The following is a 17,646-nucleotide window of genomic DNA, read 5'->3' as shown; positions in this document are numbered from 1 at the left end:
ATAACATTAAATTAATATAAGCTTAACAACTTCGAAGTTAAAATTGTTGATGCAAATTGTCTTTATTTAAAATTCATTTAGCCGAAAGGAATTAAAAATTTATCTTCGTTAAAGATTTGGCTTTGTACCATTTGGATTAAAGCCATTTTAACATTACGAAACGTAAAAAAGAACAAAATGATTATTGAACCGAGAATGAGGGGCTTTATCTGTTTAACAGCGCATCCAGATGGTTGTGCTCAAAACGTAAAGAACCAAATTGAATATGTAAAATCAAAGGGTGCCATCAATGGGGCTAAAAAAGTATTGGTAATTGGTGCATCTACAGGCTTTGGCTTGGCCTCTCGTATTGCTGCTGCCTACGGTTCTGATGCGGCTACAATTGGTGTTTTTTTCGAAAAAGCACCATCAGCAGGCAAAACCGCATCTCCAGGTTGGTACAATAGCGCTGCTTTCGAAAAAGAAGCCCATGAAGCTGGTTTATACGCAAAAAGTATAAACGGCGATGCTTTCTCTAAAGAAATCAAAGCAAAAACTATTGAGTTAATTAAAGCCGACTTAGGTAAGGTAGATTTAGTAATCTACAGTTTAGCTTCTCCGGTTCGTAAACACCCAGATACAGAAGTTTTACATCGTTCTACTTTAAAACCAATTGGCGGAACTTACACCAACAAAACCGTAGATTTCCATACAGGTAATGTTACAGAAATTTCAATAGACCCTGCAACTGAAGAAGATATTAAGAATACTGTGGCCGTAATGGGTGGAGAAGACTGGGCAATGTGGATTGATGCATTAAAAGCAGAAAACTTATTGGCTGAGGGCGCTACAACAGTTGCCTACTCCTATATTGGCCCTAAACTGACAGAGCCAGTTTATCGCAAAGGAACTATCGGCCGTGCAAAAGATGATTTAGAGGCTACTGCTTTTACGATTGCTGATAAGTTAAAAGATATAGACGGTAAAGCTTACGTTTCGGTAAACAAAGCTTTGGTTACACAAGCAAGTTCGGCTATTCCTGTTATTCCATTATATATTTCATTGTTGTACAAAATAATGAAAGAGGAAGGTATTCACGAGGGTACGATTGAACAAATTCAACGTTTATACGCAGAGCGTTTATACACTGGTGGAGATATTCCTGTTGATGAAAAAGGAAGAATCAGAATTGATGATTTGGAAATGCGTGACGATGTACAAGCTAAAGTGGCAAAGCTTTGGGAAGAAGCCACTACCGAAACATTACCTGCAATCGGCGATTTACCAGGTTACCGTTCAGACTTTTTAAGCTTATTTGGTTTTGAGATTGATAAAGTTGATTATCAAAAAGAAGCAAATGAACTGGTAGAAATTGAAGGATTAGTAGAATAATTATCAAATTAAGCCTTGTCAAAATGCGTTCACCCGTTCTTAGACAAGCTCAGAACGACATTAAAAATTAGGCTCGCTTCTAACGAGTGCATAGCTAATCGATTGTTTCGTTAACATTTTAGGCGGCTGACCTGTAGTCAGCCGTTTTTATAACCCCATCATATGCACTTCGACCTACAACCTACACTAGAAAACGATTTGATTGAAGTGGTTCCTTTAAAAGCTGAAGACTTCGAAAAACTTTTCGAGGTAGCTACCGATCCACTAATTTGGGAACAACATCCAAATAAAGACCGCTATAAAAGGGAAGTTTTTGAGAACTTTTTTAAAGGCGCATTAGAATCAAACGGCGCTTTTATTGTTTATGATAAAGCTAGAGGTGGTGTTGTCGGCAGTTCCCGGTTTTACGACTTGGATGAAGAAAACAATTCGGTTGTTGTAGGATATACCTTTATTGGGCGTAGTTTTTGGGGTAAAGGACATAATGCCACATTAAAAAAGTTGATGTTTGATTATGCTTTCCAGTTTGTAGATAAAGTTATTCTTCACATCGGTGCAACAAACTTCCGCTCTCAAAAAGCTACAGAAAAACTAGGTGCTAAAAAAATTGGCGAACTTGAGGTAGCTTACTATGGTGAACCTGTAAAATGGAATTTCGTTTATCAAATGGAAAAAGCGAAATGGGAAGAGCAGAATTTAGGCGACCGCAGATTCTAAGATTATTCTAGACTTAAAGCTTTAGAAAGATACAATTCGATAAATCTGTGTTCTGATGGCAATATCTTTAGTAAAAGATTAAATCTGCTAATCTGTGGCTAAAAAAATTATATCCTGTATTTGCGTAACGCATAATTGAATAAAATCGTGTTTTCGTTTTAGTATTGTTATATTTGTATAAATCTCTGTTTCCACTCACCTTAAAAACACAAAACAATTAAATATATATGGCTAAATCTCAGGCAACATACAGTAAAAAAGAGAACGAAAAAAAACGATTAAAAAAACAAAAAGACAAACAAGAGAAAAAAGAAGAGCGTCAATCTAATGCTAAAAAAGGCTTAGCGCTTGAAGAAATGTTTGCATACGTTGATGAAAACGGTAACATTTCCTCTACTCCACCAGATCCGAAAAAGAAAAAAGTTTTCAATATTGAGGATGTTCAAATTGGCATTACAAGACAAGAAGACATTATCGATGAAAATCCGGTTAAAAAAGGAACAGTAACTTTCTTTAACGATAGCAAAGGTTACGGTTTTATTAAAAACACTGAAACTCAGGATAGTATTTTTGTGCACGCGAACGGTTGCGTAACGCAAATTAAAGAAGGCGATAAAGTAACTTTTGAGGTAGAAATGGGTCAAAAAGGACCAACTGCTGTTAAAGTTTCGAAAGTTTAGTTCTCACTCAGGCCCATACTCGGGCATTGTAAAAATTCTGCAGATCAATTTCTGCTGCGCAAGGTTTTATAAAATATATAATTCCGTCTATTTAAGCATAAAACCTAGCGCATATTTTTTCCTTTCAACAGCTTATAATGTCAGGAACTAGCATTTACTTCGCTAATGCTATCGCGTACACTATATTTTTTTAACAATAATATCGATAAACATAAAATAAACGGACGGCAGTTCTTATTTTTATCGCGACGAATTTTAAAGGAACCTTTTTCAGCATTATCTAAATAGTAGTTGAAAATCTAAAAATAATAAAATGAACTTTAAAGATTTAGCTAACAAAACCTTAATTTGTGATAACGATTTAGACTGGCAAGAATTAGGTGCCGGTGTTAGGCGTAAAGTAATGCCCTTTGATGATAATCTGATGCTGGTGAAGGTCGAATTTGAGAAGGATGCCGTTGGTTCGCTTCATAATCATCCGCATTTGCAACTTAGTTATGTAGCAAAAGGAAGTTTTGAAGTTACCATGGGTGATGAAAAAAAGATTCTTAATGAAGGCGATGTATTCTTCGCACCATCAAATGTTTTTCATGGTGTAGTTTGCTTAGAAGCTGGTTTATTAATCGATGTTTTTAATCCACACCGTGAAGATTTCTTATAAACGAACTTCATACTGGGTTTACTCAAAAGTTAACCTTACATTCTTGTAACCCAATCCCTCAATTATTGGTTTTAGCACATTTGTCGCATTGGTTTTGGTCTGCTTTAAAATATCCGATTTTTTCACTTCAGCAGTGATCTGTTTTTCCGCAGCTTTGTAAGCCTCATCCACTAAACGTGCTTCTCTAAAAAAGGCCATCTTGGTATCGTATACCCTTGAATTTTTGTGGTCAATTTTTACATAGCAAATCTCTGGCTGTGGTAAATTTACTACAGCTGTATCTGCTGTCACTTCAATATCGTCCTTTGTTATTTTTGTAAGGTCGATACAACCAACAGCCTCTGCTTTAACAATAAGCAACACACTTGCTTCAGGTAAAAAATCTGTTTTGTTTTTGTGTTCGAGTACGTCGCTAATTTGATAACGAACCAGTTCTAATTTACCTATGGCCTCTATTTTATCTACTAAAAGCTGATGTTTGCTTTCTACGGATGTACTGATGCTGAACTTTTTTGAGATGAAGAAGTAACCTGCAATTAATAAAATCAACCAGGGTAAAACTCTAAAAAATACTCTCATTGCGGCGATGTTTTAATTCAATTTTCGATGTTGTGCATTACCCTTTAAACAATTATTAATCCACATTGTGTTTTCCAGCATTTTTGGCAGTTGTTTTGTATTACGCAAAGCACACACAAATAAAACTGATCAAAATGAAAAAATTTACTATCCTCATGCTATGCATTGTCACACTAGGTTTGGCATCTTGCAAGAAAGACACAATTGTTGAGAACACTCCAAACATTACATTGTACAAAACCATTCAACCAAATCAGTGGCAAAGTAATAATGATAATGGAATTTATTATTATGTAGACATTACTGATAGTAGAATAGAGCAGTACGAGGACGATGGTATCATATTATCTTTCGCCCGTTTCAATGATGATGGTTACGATGCCTTACCATTTAATTACGGTCCTGATTCATACAGTTACAGTTCTTTCCCAAGCAGAATAAGAGTATATCTGCAAAACAATAACAATAAAAATTTAGAACCAACTAGGCCCACAGCGAGCATAACTGCAAGAATTGTTTTGGTTGCATCATCTTCAGAATAATAATCTTTTTAAAACTCTAAAAAACGACTAATGTTCAACTGAACGTAGTCGTTTTTTTTATGCTCACCTCTATTCAATTGTATTGCTCTAACAGTAACACCATTTCTTTCCAATAGCAGTTCATCATAAAAACCTTTATAGTAAACATCCTTTACCTCAAAGCGTCTGCTACTCCAGTTACTGTTAATTTCTGCCCATTCGGGATAAAAAACAATATTTCCGGAAAAGGTTTTCAATCCGAGTTTCTCCGCGTCGCCTCGAGATAAGACAACAGCATTTCCTAAGATTTGAGCTGTATAAATGTGTTTCGGGTGCTGATAGATTTCGGAGGGCTTACCGGTTTGAAGCAGCGCCCCGTTACGTAAAATTAAGAGTTGATCGGCCAGAAACAAACCATCCGCAGGATCATGGGAAACTAAGATCACGGTAACACCAGTTTCTGCTGCCACACGCTTAATATCGGCCCTTAACTGGTTTTTTAGTAAAGCATCAACCTGACTAAAAGGTTCATCCAAAAGCAAAACTTTGGTATCTGCTACCATTGCCTTGGCAATGGCTACACGCTGCTGCTCGCCACCGCTGAGTTCAATAATCTTTTTATTTTGCAGTGGAAGGATCCGGAGATGTTCCATGATAGCCAAAGTTTTTTCGGCCTTTGTTTTTAAGTCAGTATTCGATAGTTGTGAGGCAATATTATCATAAACCTTGGCGTAAATATTGAGCGAAAAGTCCTGAGTAACCATTTTCATCTGCTTATGACCCGGAATTAGTTGTTCATCTGGGCCTTTTACTTTTTCGCCATCGAAGAAAATCTCTCCTTCATCAGTTTTCAGCAAACCGTAAATCGATTTTAATAACGTCGATTTCCCACTTCCGCTTTCGCCAATAATCGCTACTACATCTCCCCTGTTGATATTAAAACTGATGTCTTTAATACCACTTGCTTGTTCTGCCTGATACTGCTTTGTTAAATTTTTAACGCTTATTATATTATCGCTCACCTGGTAAAGATAAAGCTTAAAGCTTAAAGAGAAATGTTTTTACGCAAAAAATCCTGTTCCGCCTAACCGAAACAGGATCTAATTTGTGTGTTGCTATTTTTTAATTTAAACCGAAGGTAATACCGAAACTCATGTTTTTTAAACCAGCTTGTGCAGGGGTATCAAACATATCGTTGAAGTAATATTTGGTAAATAAACCTAAGCCGCCATATCCAAATCTGAATGAACCACCGTAACGTACCGATTGAAAATGGTAATTATCATATTGCTTTTGTTTTCCAAATTCATCACTTATTTGTTTTACTTTCCCTCCAAGTAAGAAACTAACCTCCGGACCTAAAACAAAGTAAAAACGTTTGCCTTTGTCATTTTCTTTAGTGCGGATCTCGAAGTTCAAAGGAATGTGTACATAACTGCTTGAGAAACGATTTTTAGAGAATTCAACACTTTCAGGAAGCGCAGTTAGCGTTGGCAAGTTCTTTTGGATGGTAACATTATCTCTTAATCTGATTAAGGTCCAGTCGAAACCACCAGCCAAATAAACTTTAAAGTTTGAATTAAAGCGATATCCGAATTGCAAAACATCGAAAGAGAATGTACTTGTTTTACCGCCTCTATAATCTAAAAACTCGTTAGCGGGAGATAAGTTAAAACTTCCATTATCTATTAACCTGGAGAAGCCTAAATCTACTCTGGTAAAAGTTATCCCCCCTACAAAACGACCTTTTTTTTGATTATTCGTAGAATCTGTACTTTTAGTTATTAAGTTACCTCCACCTATCGTTAATGTGTACTTGCTTTTCTTTTTAATAACAGTGTCTTTTATTACTGTATCTTGCTGAGAGAAAGCACTTGGAGCCATAACACCGGCAAGCCCGCTTACCAAAAGTGTTGTAAAAATTAGATGTTTCATATGTGTTGCGTGTGTTTTTTAATGATTAACTGAGAGAGTGATTGAATGAGAGCACTATAAGACCTGATCTTGCATTCTTTAAATCCTCACCAATCCTGGTTTATTTTTTCTTTTTACCAAACTTAAACGGACCAATATTAATTGCTGAAATTGAAGAGTCATCATCATCAGTACGGAATTGGATAAACTTATCTTTTCTCTTGTCTACTTTATTTACAATCAAGTTTACCACGTCGCCTACATTACGGATCCCTTTATTATCAGTTTGATCGTCTCCTCCAGCTACCTCATCAGCTTTTATTGCAGCTACGTTCGAAGCGAGTATCGGTTTTTCCTGTTCTAAAATGGCAGCATCAATCTTCTCTTTAAGATCTTGTTTAGCGGGTTCATTTTTAGCTAGAACAACCTCCTGTTTTTGCATTTGAAGCGCCGTAACTATCTTCTGTTTTTCTACAGACTTGATTGTTTCCTTAACTTTAGTTTTTGCAATTGCTGTGGAGGGTTGAGTTATAGTTGGTGAAACTTGCCCAATTTCTTTTTCCTGCGTGATAACTACTATTGAAGAATCTTGAAGAGGTTGCCTTTCAACAACTGGCTTTGTAACTTTTAATTCAAGCCTGCTTGCAAATTGTTTTGGTTTTTCCTGCTGTTGGTAAACTAAAAACCCAACTGCTGTAATTAGTAAAACTGCTGCTGCAGCCAACCAATAAATCGGAAAAACCCTTTTTCTCTTTGTTTCAATTTCACTTTCAATGCTACTCCATAAATCTTTCGATGGCGTTACTTCGGCATCTTCGAAAGCATTTTTAAACAACTGATCAAAATCCTTATCCTGTATAGGTTGCATAACCAAATCCCTCCATTTTTATAATTTCTTCTTTTAATATTGCCCTAGCTCTCGATAATTGCGACTTACTTGCGCCTTCCGAAATGCCGAGTGTTTCTCCAATTTCTTTGTGTGAATAACCTTCAATTGCATACATATTGAAAACCATTCGATAACCATCGGCAAGCTTTTGTATCACTTTCATTAAATCCTGCATACCTAGTGTTCCAAAATCGAACCCTGTTGAAGGCTGCTCGTATGCCTCGTCAATCTCAACTACATTTAAACTGCGCAGATTTTTGCGATAGCTTTCTATAGCGGTATTCACCATCACTCTTCTAATCCAACCTTCAAAAGAACCCTCTCCTCTGTATTCTTTAATCTTTTGGAAAACCTTAATGTATCCCATTTGCAATACATCTTCAGCTTCCATCCTATCTTTGGCGTAACGCATACATACGGCCAACATCTTCGATGCAGTTTGCTTGTAGAGCAACTCTTGCATCTTCCGGTCGCCAGCCTTGCAGCCTTCCATCAAATCGTTTATCGTATAGCTTCGCGTCAATTTCATTGTGTGTTTGTATATAGAAGATGGCAGTTTACAAACATTGGTTGCATGAGTGGTAAGAAAAAGTTAAATAAAAGTTAAAATTTATTTTTAGCACCTGATTATCAATTAGATAAATGTTAATAAATGTTTAGAAAAATATAGTTTTTTGATTTAAGAAGCAATGTCAGGGGCTTTTCTGAGGTGTTAGTCTCCCTATCTGCTCCAAAGCCTAGGTTCATTTCCCTACCGTCGAGTTTTTCACTCATATCGAGTTTAGCTAGCAGAAATTTTGAAGCTTAAATAGGAGTAAAGCGGTGTGGAACTTGGGAATTCTATAAAACATAAACCCCCTTGGTTTTAAAACCTAAGGGGTTGATACCTTATGAAAATCAATCACCCTCGACCTTTCTAGTTTCTACCTTCCATCCTTTTTAACCTTAAACAATCTGAAATCCTGCTTATAAGTTAAGAAAAAAGAGTGGTTAAATTGAAGTTGTTTATCTGTATTGTCCAAATCAACATGTGGTTCAAAACGAACATCAAGATATAAATGTGGAATCAGTTCCTTTTGATAAGCATAACGCAACGACACAATATTCCTGCCGCTTTGCTTTAAGCCATTTGTATATAAATTATTCGAAACCGATTCATACAAAGGCATTCCTTTTATCGAAATGAAGTTATTTCCTTTCCAATAAGAGGCTACTAAACTTCCCCACTTACTTTCCACACCGGCATTTAACCACAAGCCAAAACCACCTTGGTAGGCTCTCCTTTTATCAGGCGATAAATCTTTATAAACAGCGATATAGTTATCGGTATAAACTTGAGTAATATTAGTACCAATCTCTTTGTGCAATTTCAATCCAGCGGCACCATTCAAAACTGTACTAATCGGAATCTCTTTTAAAACATCTATTTGTCCGCCTTGATGAAAAGCTAAAAATTGTGCAGGGAAGCTCAGTTTCCATCCATTGCTTTCTGCCAATGTAGTTTCAGTAGATAAACCACCTACAATTTCCTCTTTGGCTGCTTCGCCTTTATCAATCATTTTTTGCCAAGCAATCCAGGCATCTAAATTAAATTTCTTGCGCTCCACCAATAGCTGTGTTCCATATTCAATTGGATTAGTAATTGTTCTTTCGAAATTATAAATCGGCTCAATGTATTTATGCTGAATGCCTCCTTCAAGACTACCAAAAATTAAAGTGAGGTTGCGCTTGTGATACTTTAAACTGAATAAGGGTTTCGCATCTGTAACTCCATTTCTACCAAAATCTTTACGAATAAACGCACCAGCAGCGATGGCCAGGTTTGGATGCGCATAATAAACAATTTGAGGTTGCAACTGTGTTCCATACAGCGTATAACCATCGTGAAAATCGTTTGTGTACTCGTAATTACGCACGTAATTGAAATTGTAGAAATTGAAGTGAACTTCGTTCGTTAAGCTGCTATCCGGACGGATTCTGTTTTCCAAAGCAGTTTGATTAAACTGTGCCGAGGCGAAATAAGAACTAAAAAAAAATGATATCAGAAGTAAGGTTTTTTTCATCTAATGGAAATATACTTCCAAAAGTACAGCTTTAATTTCAGGTAATATTCAATGCAAAAAAAGCTTTGACAATTCCATTATTATATTCAATTAGTATCCCATGAATGGAACCAAGAACATACCGATCTCTCAAACACCCAGTTGTTTCTAACCTTTTTGTAAAGTTTAGCAACTCCAATCTCCCCACTATCGCTATAATTTGCTTCATAATAAATACAAAAGCTGTAGTTTTCAAAAAACACGGGACTTGATATGACGTAATAACTTGAACTTATATCCTTCTTAAAAGCTACCCAATTAAAGGCATTATTTAATTTATTAAATTCTTTTAAATTGCCAGATGAAATGAATTTAATTTTATAAGGCCAAACCTCTTCCCATGATTTAACACGCTGACTTTTAAGCTGCTCGTTTAGTTTATTTTTCTCAGAAATAGAAAATAAAGAATCAGATGCCGCAAGTTTTTCACAAGTAACCTCTATCTGGGGTTCGTTTAACAAAACATATGTAGAATCTTTCAATCGGTCTTTGTGAATATATCGAATAAACGCTCGAACTTCTTTAAGATATATTCTCTCGTCTTGATTGGATTTCTGTTTTCGGGAAGTAAAATCTTGTCCGTATGAAGACAGACTTAAAAACACAAGAAATATTGAGAGGGCTTTATACATAATTTTTTTTTAAAAAATGATGTAGATTATATCTCTATTCCATATTTGCTAGTAAAATTACCTTCTTAACCTATAATTTTTATAAAGCTTTACTGCGATCATAATCGCCATGGCAATTCCCATGATACCAATCAAACCATAAATCCAGTTAATTGCACTTTTGAGAATAACCACAAACACAATCGCAATCATGAAGATCGTAGCCAGTTCACGCCATAAACGCAACTGAAAGCTATTCATTTTGAATACATCGTTTTTAAGTTGCTTTACAATGTTTTGGCAGATAAAATGATAAATAAGAAGGCCTATTACAAAAGCAAGCTTTACCCACATCCAATCCATTTGTAACAGGCCGCTGTTGAGCATAAGCATCCCGGCACCAGCCAGAACAGAAATAATCATGGCTGGAGTAGCGATTATTTTCCACAAGGTAGCCTCCATTTTAACAAATTGTTTTTGCAGAATACCTCTTTCAGGCTCCTCTTTTTCGTTGGCTTCTGTATGGTAGATAAACAGACTTAATATATAGAATAACCCCGCCATCCAGCTAATCACAAATACGATATGAACAGCTTTAAAATATTGATAATATGGCTGAAGAATTTCTATCATTATAGGATTAAAGAAATAGATTTTTGATCTAAAATAAATCAGAATGAGTGAATAACCTTAACAAGATGATCATAATCTTCTGTAATCTCGAACCAAATTATTAGTAGATCAGGTTTAATATGAGCCTCCCAATTACCTTTGTAGTTTCCAGCAAGCTTGTGGGGCCAGATGTTTTTTTTCAATGCCGAAGAAAGCCTCAATCAAGTCTAAGTTTTGAGATGCTCTTTTAATTGCTTTTTTTGCATCCGTTTTGAATTGATTTGTAAGTTTTAAAGTAAACATTATAAAGAACCTAAAAATGATTTTATTTCCTGTATGGGTTCTCCAACTCCAATCCCATTATGTGCATCTTCAATGGTTTTGCGTGTAAGTTTATTCGGAATTCTAGCTTTTTGATCACTATCTCATGAATAGTAACGCCAAGTTCTTTCAAAAGACTTTTGACCAATGAACTTTTGTTTTCAAGAATATCGATAATTAATGTCTCCATACTCAAATATAATCAATTTTGTTCCGCTGTCAAATTCCGATATAAAGGATTTAGTACCTAAACTCCTTCACTACATCAATCGCGTACTTCACATTATCGAAAGGAATATCTGGCATAATACCGTGACCCAGGTTGAAAATAAATCCTTCTGTTCCACGCATGCGCTCAAACAGTTTATGAATTTGTGCTTTAATTACCGATTGATCAGCGTATAGAATATGTGGATCTAAATTTCCCTGGACAGCGATACCTTGTGGCAAAACATTTTTAATATTCAATAAATCGGCATTCCAATCAACTGAAATTACATCTGGTTTTGCTTCTGCCATCATTGGCGCAAATACAGAACTTCCTTTACAGAAAGAAATCACTGGGATATCTTTTCTATTTAAGTTCGAAATAATTTCCTGGATATAACGGTGAGAAAATTCCTGATAATCGTTCCATGATAAGGCAAGAGCCCAACTATCGAAAATCTGAACCGCGTTAACACCCGCAGCAATTTGAAGGTTCAAATAATCTGCCGTAACCTTAGCTATTTTAGCCAAAAGCTTATGCGCTAATTCTGGTTGATTATGTATAAACAGCTTCGTTAACTTGAAATCTTTAGATGACCCACCCTCAATTAAGTAACTCATTACTGTAAAAGGAGCACCAGCGAAACCAATTAGTGGAATATTGCCATCTAATCGCTGCTGAATCACTTTAATAGCATCAGCTACATATTGTAACTCATCCAAACAATTTACGTTAAGGTTTTCAACATCTTGTGCCGAACGTACCGGATTAGCAAACTTAGGGCCAACACCTTGAGTAAAGCTTAAGTCGCCACCCATGGCTTCGCCCGTTACTAAAATATCACAGAATAAAATCGCTGCATCAATTCCTAATAAATCTACAGGCAACATGGTTACATCGGCAGCAATTTCAGGAGTTTTACACATCTCTAAAAAAGAGTATTTGTTTTTGATCTCCCAATATTGCGGCATAAAACGACCAGCCTGACGCATCATCCATACCGGTGGACGTTCTGTTTGTTTCGAAAATGCAGCGTCTAAAAATAAATTATTCTTCATGATTTGTAGTTACTATCCCTTTAATCGTCATGCTGAATTTAATTTTAGCATCTTCTTAGCAATGAGATCCTGAAGTAAATTCAGGATGACGCGTGGATAAAAATTTAATTGCGCAAAGGTATGAAATAAAAAAAAACGAAGAACCTTTTTATTCCTAAAGCGGTGCCTCGTTTCTCAAAATGACAATACGAATATTATAATTTGCTTATTTCTTTTTCAATTTTAACGATAATGTCTTTAGAGCGTGATGATTCAGAAAGTTCTTTGGCCTTGGCAACATAAACTTCTGCCCGTTCTTTATCTTTTCTTCGTAAAGCGAGGTTGGCCAAATGGATCAATACATAAGATTTCTCATTTTTTCCGCCAACGGGAAAACGACTGGCCAACTGGAAATGATATTCAGCTTTTTCGTAATCTTCCTCTTTCAAAGCCATATTGCCTTGCATGAATTCATAATACCCTCTACGATTCTTTGATAATCGCTCAGGATTTGGAACTTCAGCAAGCATCAGCTTTGCTTTTCCAAACTCATTGTTTTTAAAATACCTGGAAGCCATTAAAACAGAGCTGTGCCTGAAATGACTCCAAATCAAAAAGAGCAATAAACACCCCGCCACTGCTGCCAACTCGTATTGATCGTAAACGATACAAACCAAAGCAGCCAACAAGAAAACGGCCATTAAAACATACCGGCCTAAACTATTGTACATTAATGACTATCAGTGAATTTATAACCTACACCACGAATAGAGTGGAAATAAACTGGATTTTTTTGATCTGGTTCGAAATACTTACGGAAAGTTAAAATGAAGTTATCAATCGTTCTTGTTGAAGGATAAACATCATAATTCCACACTGTTTCCAAAATCTGTTCACGAGAAACTGCGTCGTTTTTGCGCTCAATTAAAAGCTTTAACAACATCGTTTCTTTTTTTGTCAATGGAGTAATGGTGCCATCATCATGTTTCAATTCAAAAGAATTAAAATAGATGGTTTTATCGCCAATTTTGTAAGAATTTAATTCTTTCAAATCATCAGATTTCAAACTGCGTTTAACCAAAATTCCAACACGAAGAATTAACTCCTCTAAATTGAAAGGTTTAACTAAATAATCGTCAGCACCCTTTTTCAAGCCTAAAACACGATCTTCTGAAGTGTTTTTAGCTGTTAAAAACATAATCGGAACTTCTGCATTCTCTAAACGGATTGTTTCGCAAACCTGGAAACCATCCATTTCTGGTAGCATCACATCCAGGATGATTAAATTGAAACGTTCTTCTTTAAATATTTTAAGAGCGGTTTTGCCATCTTTAACGGCATGAACTTTATAACCCTCAAGTTCTAGGTTTAATTTGATAGCATCTAACAAGTGATCCTCGTCTTCTACCAATAGAATTCTTAATTTTTGTGACATAATTGAGATTAACTAAATGTTACTTCAAAAATACTTCCTTGAGGCAAATTGTCTTTTACTGTAATATCTGCATCATGGTATTGTAAAACCTCTTTCACAATAAACAAGCCTAAACCTGTTCCCTTCGCTTTCCTGACATTCTCATTACCAACGCGGTAAAATTTATCAAATATCAACATTTTTTCGGCATCTGAAATCCCTGGGCCTTTATCTACTACACTCAACTGAATATGCCCTTCCACCTTATCTAAATAGACATTTATCTCATCGCACGGACTAGAATATTTAACAGCATTCTCAATTAAATTGGTAACTACTGACGATAAGGCAAATTTGTCACCCAATATCTGCAAATTTGGCTGAATATGCGCATTAATAAGCTGTTCGTTTCCACACGAGTGCACCTGTAGCCTGTCTGTAATTTTATAAACCAACTCCGAAAAATTAAATTCCTCCTTTGGAAAGGTATACGAGCGGTTTTCAATTTTGGTTGCAAGCAACATATTTTCAACCAAATCATCCAAACGCTCAATATCTTTCAACGAGTTATTTAACAATGAAACCTGCCGGGCTTTATCTAAATCTCTTTTAACAATGGTTTGAATGGAAAGTTTGATGGCGGCCAATGGCGATTTCAACTCATGCGTGATAGACATTAGGAAATTTTGCTGTTGCTCCCTCAATTTATCCTCCCGTTTCAAGGATTGATGCAGGAAATATCCACCAATGCAAAGCAAAAACAGAAATACGGATCCTTCACCCATAATCATTGTCATGCGGCTTGGCTGTAAACGCACCACCAAAGTGCCCCAGGAAATGAGTTGGATTAATGCGTAAAGTAATAATGCGTAAAATATGATAATGGATTTCTTCATCTGTCTTTACCAGGATTGTTATGATTTAAGGATATTAAGATTTTTCTCAGATAACTAAATTATTATTGGAAAGCAATTTTCTGTACATTTCGGTCCCGCTTTCGGTTGCAATCCTTTTGCGATTGTCACTGCTCCATTTTTGTCACTGAGAGGAGAGACGACCTGGCAATCTTTATAGTCAATAACATCAAAAAGTATTTTCACTTCAATCGGGTTAGATAACTTTGATTTGTGCATCAAACTTACAACCATCCCCAACCCCTCCTTGAAAATAAGGAGGGGAGTCGCCCTCATAGTTTTGATCCTTCTTAAACCAACATGAGCCTATATTTCTTATATGTCTCATAAAGTTAAAAATTTACTTCTGTAGTGTAAATTCTACTTCTTAAACACTAGATCCAGGGCTTCAAAAATCGCTCTCTTCGCTTTCTCCAACTCAATTTTAGTATGTGCCGCTGAAACAAAACCCACTTCATATCCCGATGGACCTAGATAAATGCCACGGTTTAATAGTTCACGGTGCATAATCTTGAATTTATCCATGCTACTTGCATCAATATCATCCGCCGATTGGATTTTGTCCTTATCCGTAAAAGCAAACCAAAAGATAGAACCAACCGTAAACACCTTAAATTTATAATTTCTCGCCGTCGCAAAACGCTGAATACTGGCTACAAAATCCTGCGTTTTGTTATTTAAGTCTTTATAGAAACCAGATTTATTTAATTCCGTTAAAGTTGCGATTCCCGCAGCCATCGCCACTGGATTTCCCGACAAAGTACCGGCTTGATAAACACCGCCGTCCGGAGAAATGTGCGCCATAATTTCAGCCCTTGCACCGTACATACCAACAGGTAAACCACCACCAATAATTTTTCCATAAGTGAGAATATCAGGTGTGATGCCATAATAAGCCGCAGCACCTTCAAAGCCAACTCTAAAACCGGTAATGACTTCATCGAAAATTAAAAGTGAATTATTTTCCTTACAGATTTTACTCAAGAATTGAATGTATTCCTCATCCTGCATAATCAAGCCATTATTGGCAGGAATACCCTCAATAATTACCGCGGCGATTTGGTCTTTAAATTGATTAAAAGCTTGTTCAATTGCAGTCTTATCATTTAAAGGAATCACAATTGTTTCTTCAGCAAAAGATTTTGGAACACCAGCCGAAGAAGTTTCGCCAAAAGTAACTAAACCCGAACCTGCTTTTACCAGAAGTGAATCGCTATGACCGTGATAGCAACCTTCGAACTTTAGAATTTTATCTCTTCCGGTAAAACCTCTGGCTAAACGAATGGCCGACATCACCGCTTCTGTACCAGAACTTGTAAAACGGATTTTCTCTACAAAACGATTGTTTTTGATAATCAATTCTGCAAGTTCATTTTCTAAAGCAGTCGGTGCACCGAAGCTCATTCCGTTTTGCATTACCTCAGTAACTTTCTCGCGAATTTTAGAATGGTTGTGGCCCAAAATTAATGGCCCCCAACTTCCGCAAAAATCAATAAACTGATTTCCATCGGCATCCCAGATATAGCAACCATCACCTTTTTCGATAAAAAGTGGTGTTCCGTATACTGATTTAAAAGCCCTAACCGGGGAATTTACACCCCCAGGGAAATAAGTTTTTGATTTCTCATATAACTCCGCAGACTTTACTCTTGAAATATCAGGCTTACTTCCTGAATTTACTGGAACATCGGCCTCGTTGCCTGAAAACATTTTCTTCAATGAATCTAACATCTTATAAAGTTTTAAGTTGCACGTATTAAGTTTTAAGTATCCGAAAAAACGTATAACTTATAGCCTACAACTTTTATTAAAATGTAAATATCAAGTTTTAATTATACGCCAGAAGTACAACTTATAACTTAAACTTACAACTTTTAAATCCAATCGTTATTTAAAATATCTTTAATGTGGTAAGTGGTTATAATACTCGCTCCTGCTCTGGCAAAAGCGTGCATGGTTTCCATTACTACCTTTTGCTCATCGATCCATCCACGTTCTGCAGCTGCTTTCACCATCGAGTATTCTCCTGAAACATTGTAAACAGCAATAGGCAAGTTTGTATCTTGTTTCAAGCGCTGAATAATGTCCAGATAAGCCAAGCCTGGTTTTACCATCAAAACATCTGCTCCCTCCTGTTCGTCTAATTGTGCTTCACGCAAAGCCTCTAATGGGTTTCTGAAATCCATTTGGTATGCTTTTCTATCACCTTTGCTTGGCGCACAATCGGCAGCTTCTCTAAACGGACCATAGTAAGCCGATGCAAACTTTGTGGCGTGACTCATAATGGCTGCATTTACAAAACCATTTTCGTCTAACAGATTACGCATCGCTTCAATTCTCCCATCCATCATATCAGAAGGGGCAAACATATCGGCTCCTGCTTGCGCATGCGTCAAAGCCATTTTAGCAATCACATCAACTGTTTTATCGTTTTGAACATAATCGTTCTCCATAATTCCACAGTGACCGTGAGTGGTATAGGAACAAACGCAAACATCTGTGATCGCATATAAATCTTCACCGAATTGTTTTTTTAGCTCGCGAACTGCAGTTGGAACCAGTGAATGATCATGATAAGCTGATTTTGCATCAGCAGATTTTTCGTCGCCTACGCCAAAGAGCATGATTTTGTTCAAGCCTTTTTTCATTCCCGCTTCCACATCCTTCACCAAAGTATCAACCGAATAATGGTTTACACCTGGCATGGCATCAATTGCATGCGTAACATTCGTTCCTGGCACCACAAAATAAGGGTACACAAACATATCTTTCGATAGTCGGGTTTCGGCTACCATCTCTCTAACCAACGGGTTTTTCCTTAATCTTCTCGGACGATGTAACATTTTATTAGTATTAAAGCCCCACCAAACCTCCCCGGAAGGGGGTGGCCTTAGCGAGTGTATTAGCATTTAGAATCAAGCTCGCCTGCCGCTTAGGCAGGTATCAAGACTTGTATATATATATATATATATTACGTTTTCGAGCAGTGAGTTGTTTACGGTCATCATTGCGAGGTAAGAAGTCTGCCTACCGCAGGCAAGCAATCCTAATGCATTGCAATGAAGATCTTTCGCAGTAAGATTGCTTCGTGCCTC

General features: G+C 36.5%; 20 protein-coding genes. 5 read left to right on the top strand and 15 right to left on the bottom strand.

Annotated elements, in window-relative coordinates; all coding sequences use genetic code 11:
- Nucleotides 1-177: 177 nt before the first annotated feature.
- The 4 genes from fabV to AC3ITD_RS22895 all read left to right on the top strand — a co-directional run bounded on the left by fabV (nucleotide 178) and on the right by AC3ITD_RS22895 (nucleotide 3,429).
- On the top strand, nucleotides 178-1,371 hold the full coding sequence (fabV, locus tag AC3ITD_RS22910; RefSeq protein WP_489362934.1) for an enoyl-ACP reductase FabV: 1,194 nt from the start codon (nucleotides 178-180) through the stop codon (nucleotides 1,369-1,371).
- 162 nt (nucleotides 1,372-1,533) lie between these two features.
- Nucleotides 1,534-2,088 carry a GNAT family N-acetyltransferase gene (locus AC3ITD_RS22905; RefSeq protein ID WP_489362933.1) on the top strand — a complete coding sequence of 185 codons (555 nt, stop codon included), beginning with the start codon at nucleotides 1,534-1,536 and terminating at the stop codon, nucleotides 2,086-2,088.
- Between the two features lie 227 nt (nucleotides 2,089-2,315).
- Complete coding sequence (locus AC3ITD_RS22900) at nucleotides 2,316-2,768, top strand: cold-shock protein (RefSeq protein WP_056850953.1); 453 nt, start codon at nucleotides 2,316-2,318, stop codon at nucleotides 2,766-2,768.
- Nucleotides 2,769-3,081: 313 nt separating this feature from the next.
- The gene (locus tag AC3ITD_RS22895) at nucleotides 3,082-3,429 is read left to right on the top strand and encodes a cupin domain-containing protein (RefSeq protein ID WP_489362932.1); all 348 of its coding nucleotides are present in this window, start codon (nucleotides 3,082-3,084) and stop codon (nucleotides 3,427-3,429) included.
- An 18-nt stretch (nucleotides 3,430-3,447) separates the two neighbouring features.
- Here the strand turns inward: AC3ITD_RS22895 and AC3ITD_RS22890 are convergent, their stop codons facing one another.
- Complete coding sequence (locus AC3ITD_RS22890) at nucleotides 3,448-4,008, bottom strand: DUF4230 domain-containing protein (RefSeq protein ID WP_265799330.1); 561 nt, start codon at nucleotides 4,006-4,008, stop codon at nucleotides 3,448-3,450.
- 134 nt (nucleotides 4,009-4,142) lie between these two features.
- Here AC3ITD_RS22890 and AC3ITD_RS22885 point away from each other — a divergent pair, with 134 nt between their 5' ends.
- A complete protein-coding gene (locus AC3ITD_RS22885) occupies nucleotides 4,143-4,550 on the top strand; it encodes a hypothetical protein (protein ID WP_265799331.1) in 408 nt (135 codons plus the stop codon).
- An 8-nt stretch (nucleotides 4,551-4,558) separates the two neighbouring features.
- Here AC3ITD_RS22885 and AC3ITD_RS22880 read toward each other — a convergent pair whose 3' ends face one another.
- From AC3ITD_RS22880 to hemB, 14 genes are all read right to left on the bottom strand, one after another.
- Nucleotides 4,559-5,551, bottom strand: coding sequence for an ABC transporter ATP-binding protein (locus tag AC3ITD_RS22880; protein WP_265799332.1), 993 nt, complete (start codon nucleotides 5,549-5,551; stop codon nucleotides 4,559-4,561).
- Nucleotides 5,552-5,651: 100 nt separating this feature from the next.
- Nucleotides 5,652-6,464, bottom strand: coding sequence for an outer membrane beta-barrel protein (locus tag AC3ITD_RS22875; RefSeq protein ID WP_489362931.1), 813 nt, complete (start codon nucleotides 6,462-6,464; stop codon nucleotides 5,652-5,654).
- A gap of 100 nt (nucleotides 6,465-6,564) precedes the next feature.
- On the bottom strand, nucleotides 6,565-7,311 hold the full coding sequence (locus tag AC3ITD_RS22870) for a hypothetical protein (RefSeq protein ID WP_489362930.1): 747 nt from the start codon (nucleotides 7,309-7,311) through the stop codon (nucleotides 6,565-6,567).
- Complete coding sequence (locus tag AC3ITD_RS22865; protein WP_010601060.1) at nucleotides 7,292-7,861, bottom strand: RNA polymerase sigma factor; 570 nt, start codon at nucleotides 7,859-7,861, stop codon at nucleotides 7,292-7,294. The genes AC3ITD_RS22870 and AC3ITD_RS22865 overlap by 20 nt, the downstream gene beginning before the upstream one ends.
- Nucleotides 7,862-8,255: 394 nt before the next feature.
- Nucleotides 8,256-9,395, bottom strand: a complete 1,140-nt coding sequence (locus AC3ITD_RS22860; protein WP_489362929.1) for a hypothetical protein — start codon at nucleotides 9,393-9,395, stop codon at nucleotides 8,256-8,258.
- An 86-nt stretch (nucleotides 9,396-9,481) separates the two neighbouring features.
- Entirely contained in the window at nucleotides 9,482-10,066 is a 585-nt protein-coding gene (locus AC3ITD_RS22855; RefSeq protein ID WP_489362928.1) for a hypothetical protein, read from the bottom strand.
- A 57-nt stretch (nucleotides 10,067-10,123) separates the two neighbouring features.
- Complete coding sequence (locus AC3ITD_RS22850; protein ID WP_489362927.1) at nucleotides 10,124-10,678, bottom strand: CopD family protein; 555 nt, start codon at nucleotides 10,676-10,678, stop codon at nucleotides 10,124-10,126.
- A 38-nt stretch (nucleotides 10,679-10,716) separates the two neighbouring features.
- The gene (locus AC3ITD_RS22845; protein ID WP_489366736.1) at nucleotides 10,717-10,860 is read right to left on the bottom strand and encodes a type II toxin-antitoxin system YafQ family toxin; all 144 of its coding nucleotides are present in this window, start codon (nucleotides 10,858-10,860) and stop codon (nucleotides 10,717-10,719) included.
- A gap of 358 nt (nucleotides 10,861-11,218) precedes the next feature.
- Nucleotides 11,219-12,244 (bottom strand): uroporphyrinogen decarboxylase, encoded by a 1,026-nt coding sequence (gene hemE, locus AC3ITD_RS22840; protein ID WP_489362926.1) that lies wholly within the window; start codon nucleotides 12,242-12,244, stop codon nucleotides 11,219-11,221.
- Between the two features lie 194 nt (nucleotides 12,245-12,438).
- Nucleotides 12,439-12,954: a hypothetical protein gene (locus AC3ITD_RS22835; protein ID WP_489362925.1), complete on the bottom strand. Its 516-nt coding sequence runs from the start codon at nucleotides 12,952-12,954 to the stop codon at nucleotides 12,439-12,441.
- Nucleotides 12,954-13,658: a response regulator transcription factor gene (locus tag AC3ITD_RS22830; RefSeq protein ID WP_025146905.1), complete on the bottom strand. Its 705-nt coding sequence runs from the start codon at nucleotides 13,656-13,658 to the stop codon at nucleotides 12,954-12,956. The genes AC3ITD_RS22835 and AC3ITD_RS22830 overlap by 1 nt, the downstream gene beginning before the upstream one ends.
- 8 nt (nucleotides 13,659-13,666) lie before the next feature.
- On the bottom strand, nucleotides 13,667-14,533 hold the full coding sequence (locus tag AC3ITD_RS22825) for a sensor histidine kinase (protein WP_265799342.1): 867 nt from the start codon (nucleotides 14,531-14,533) through the stop codon (nucleotides 13,667-13,669).
- A 378-nt stretch (nucleotides 14,534-14,911) separates the two neighbouring features.
- On the bottom strand, nucleotides 14,912-16,282 hold the full coding sequence (gene hemL, locus AC3ITD_RS22820) for a glutamate-1-semialdehyde 2,1-aminomutase (protein ID WP_265799343.1): 1,371 nt from the start codon (nucleotides 16,280-16,282) through the stop codon (nucleotides 14,912-14,914).
- Between the two features lie 143 nt (nucleotides 16,283-16,425).
- Nucleotides 16,426-17,394 (bottom strand): porphobilinogen synthase, encoded by a 969-nt coding sequence (gene hemB, locus AC3ITD_RS22815; RefSeq protein WP_489362924.1) that lies wholly within the window; start codon nucleotides 17,392-17,394, stop codon nucleotides 16,426-16,428.
- Nucleotides 17,395-17,646: the final 252 nt, after the last annotated feature.

This window comes from Pedobacter sp. KH_004 (assembly GCF_057840755.1).
The sequence above is the reverse complement of the archived record's forward strand: the minus strand, read 5'-3'. Positions and strand labels throughout refer to the sequence as shown.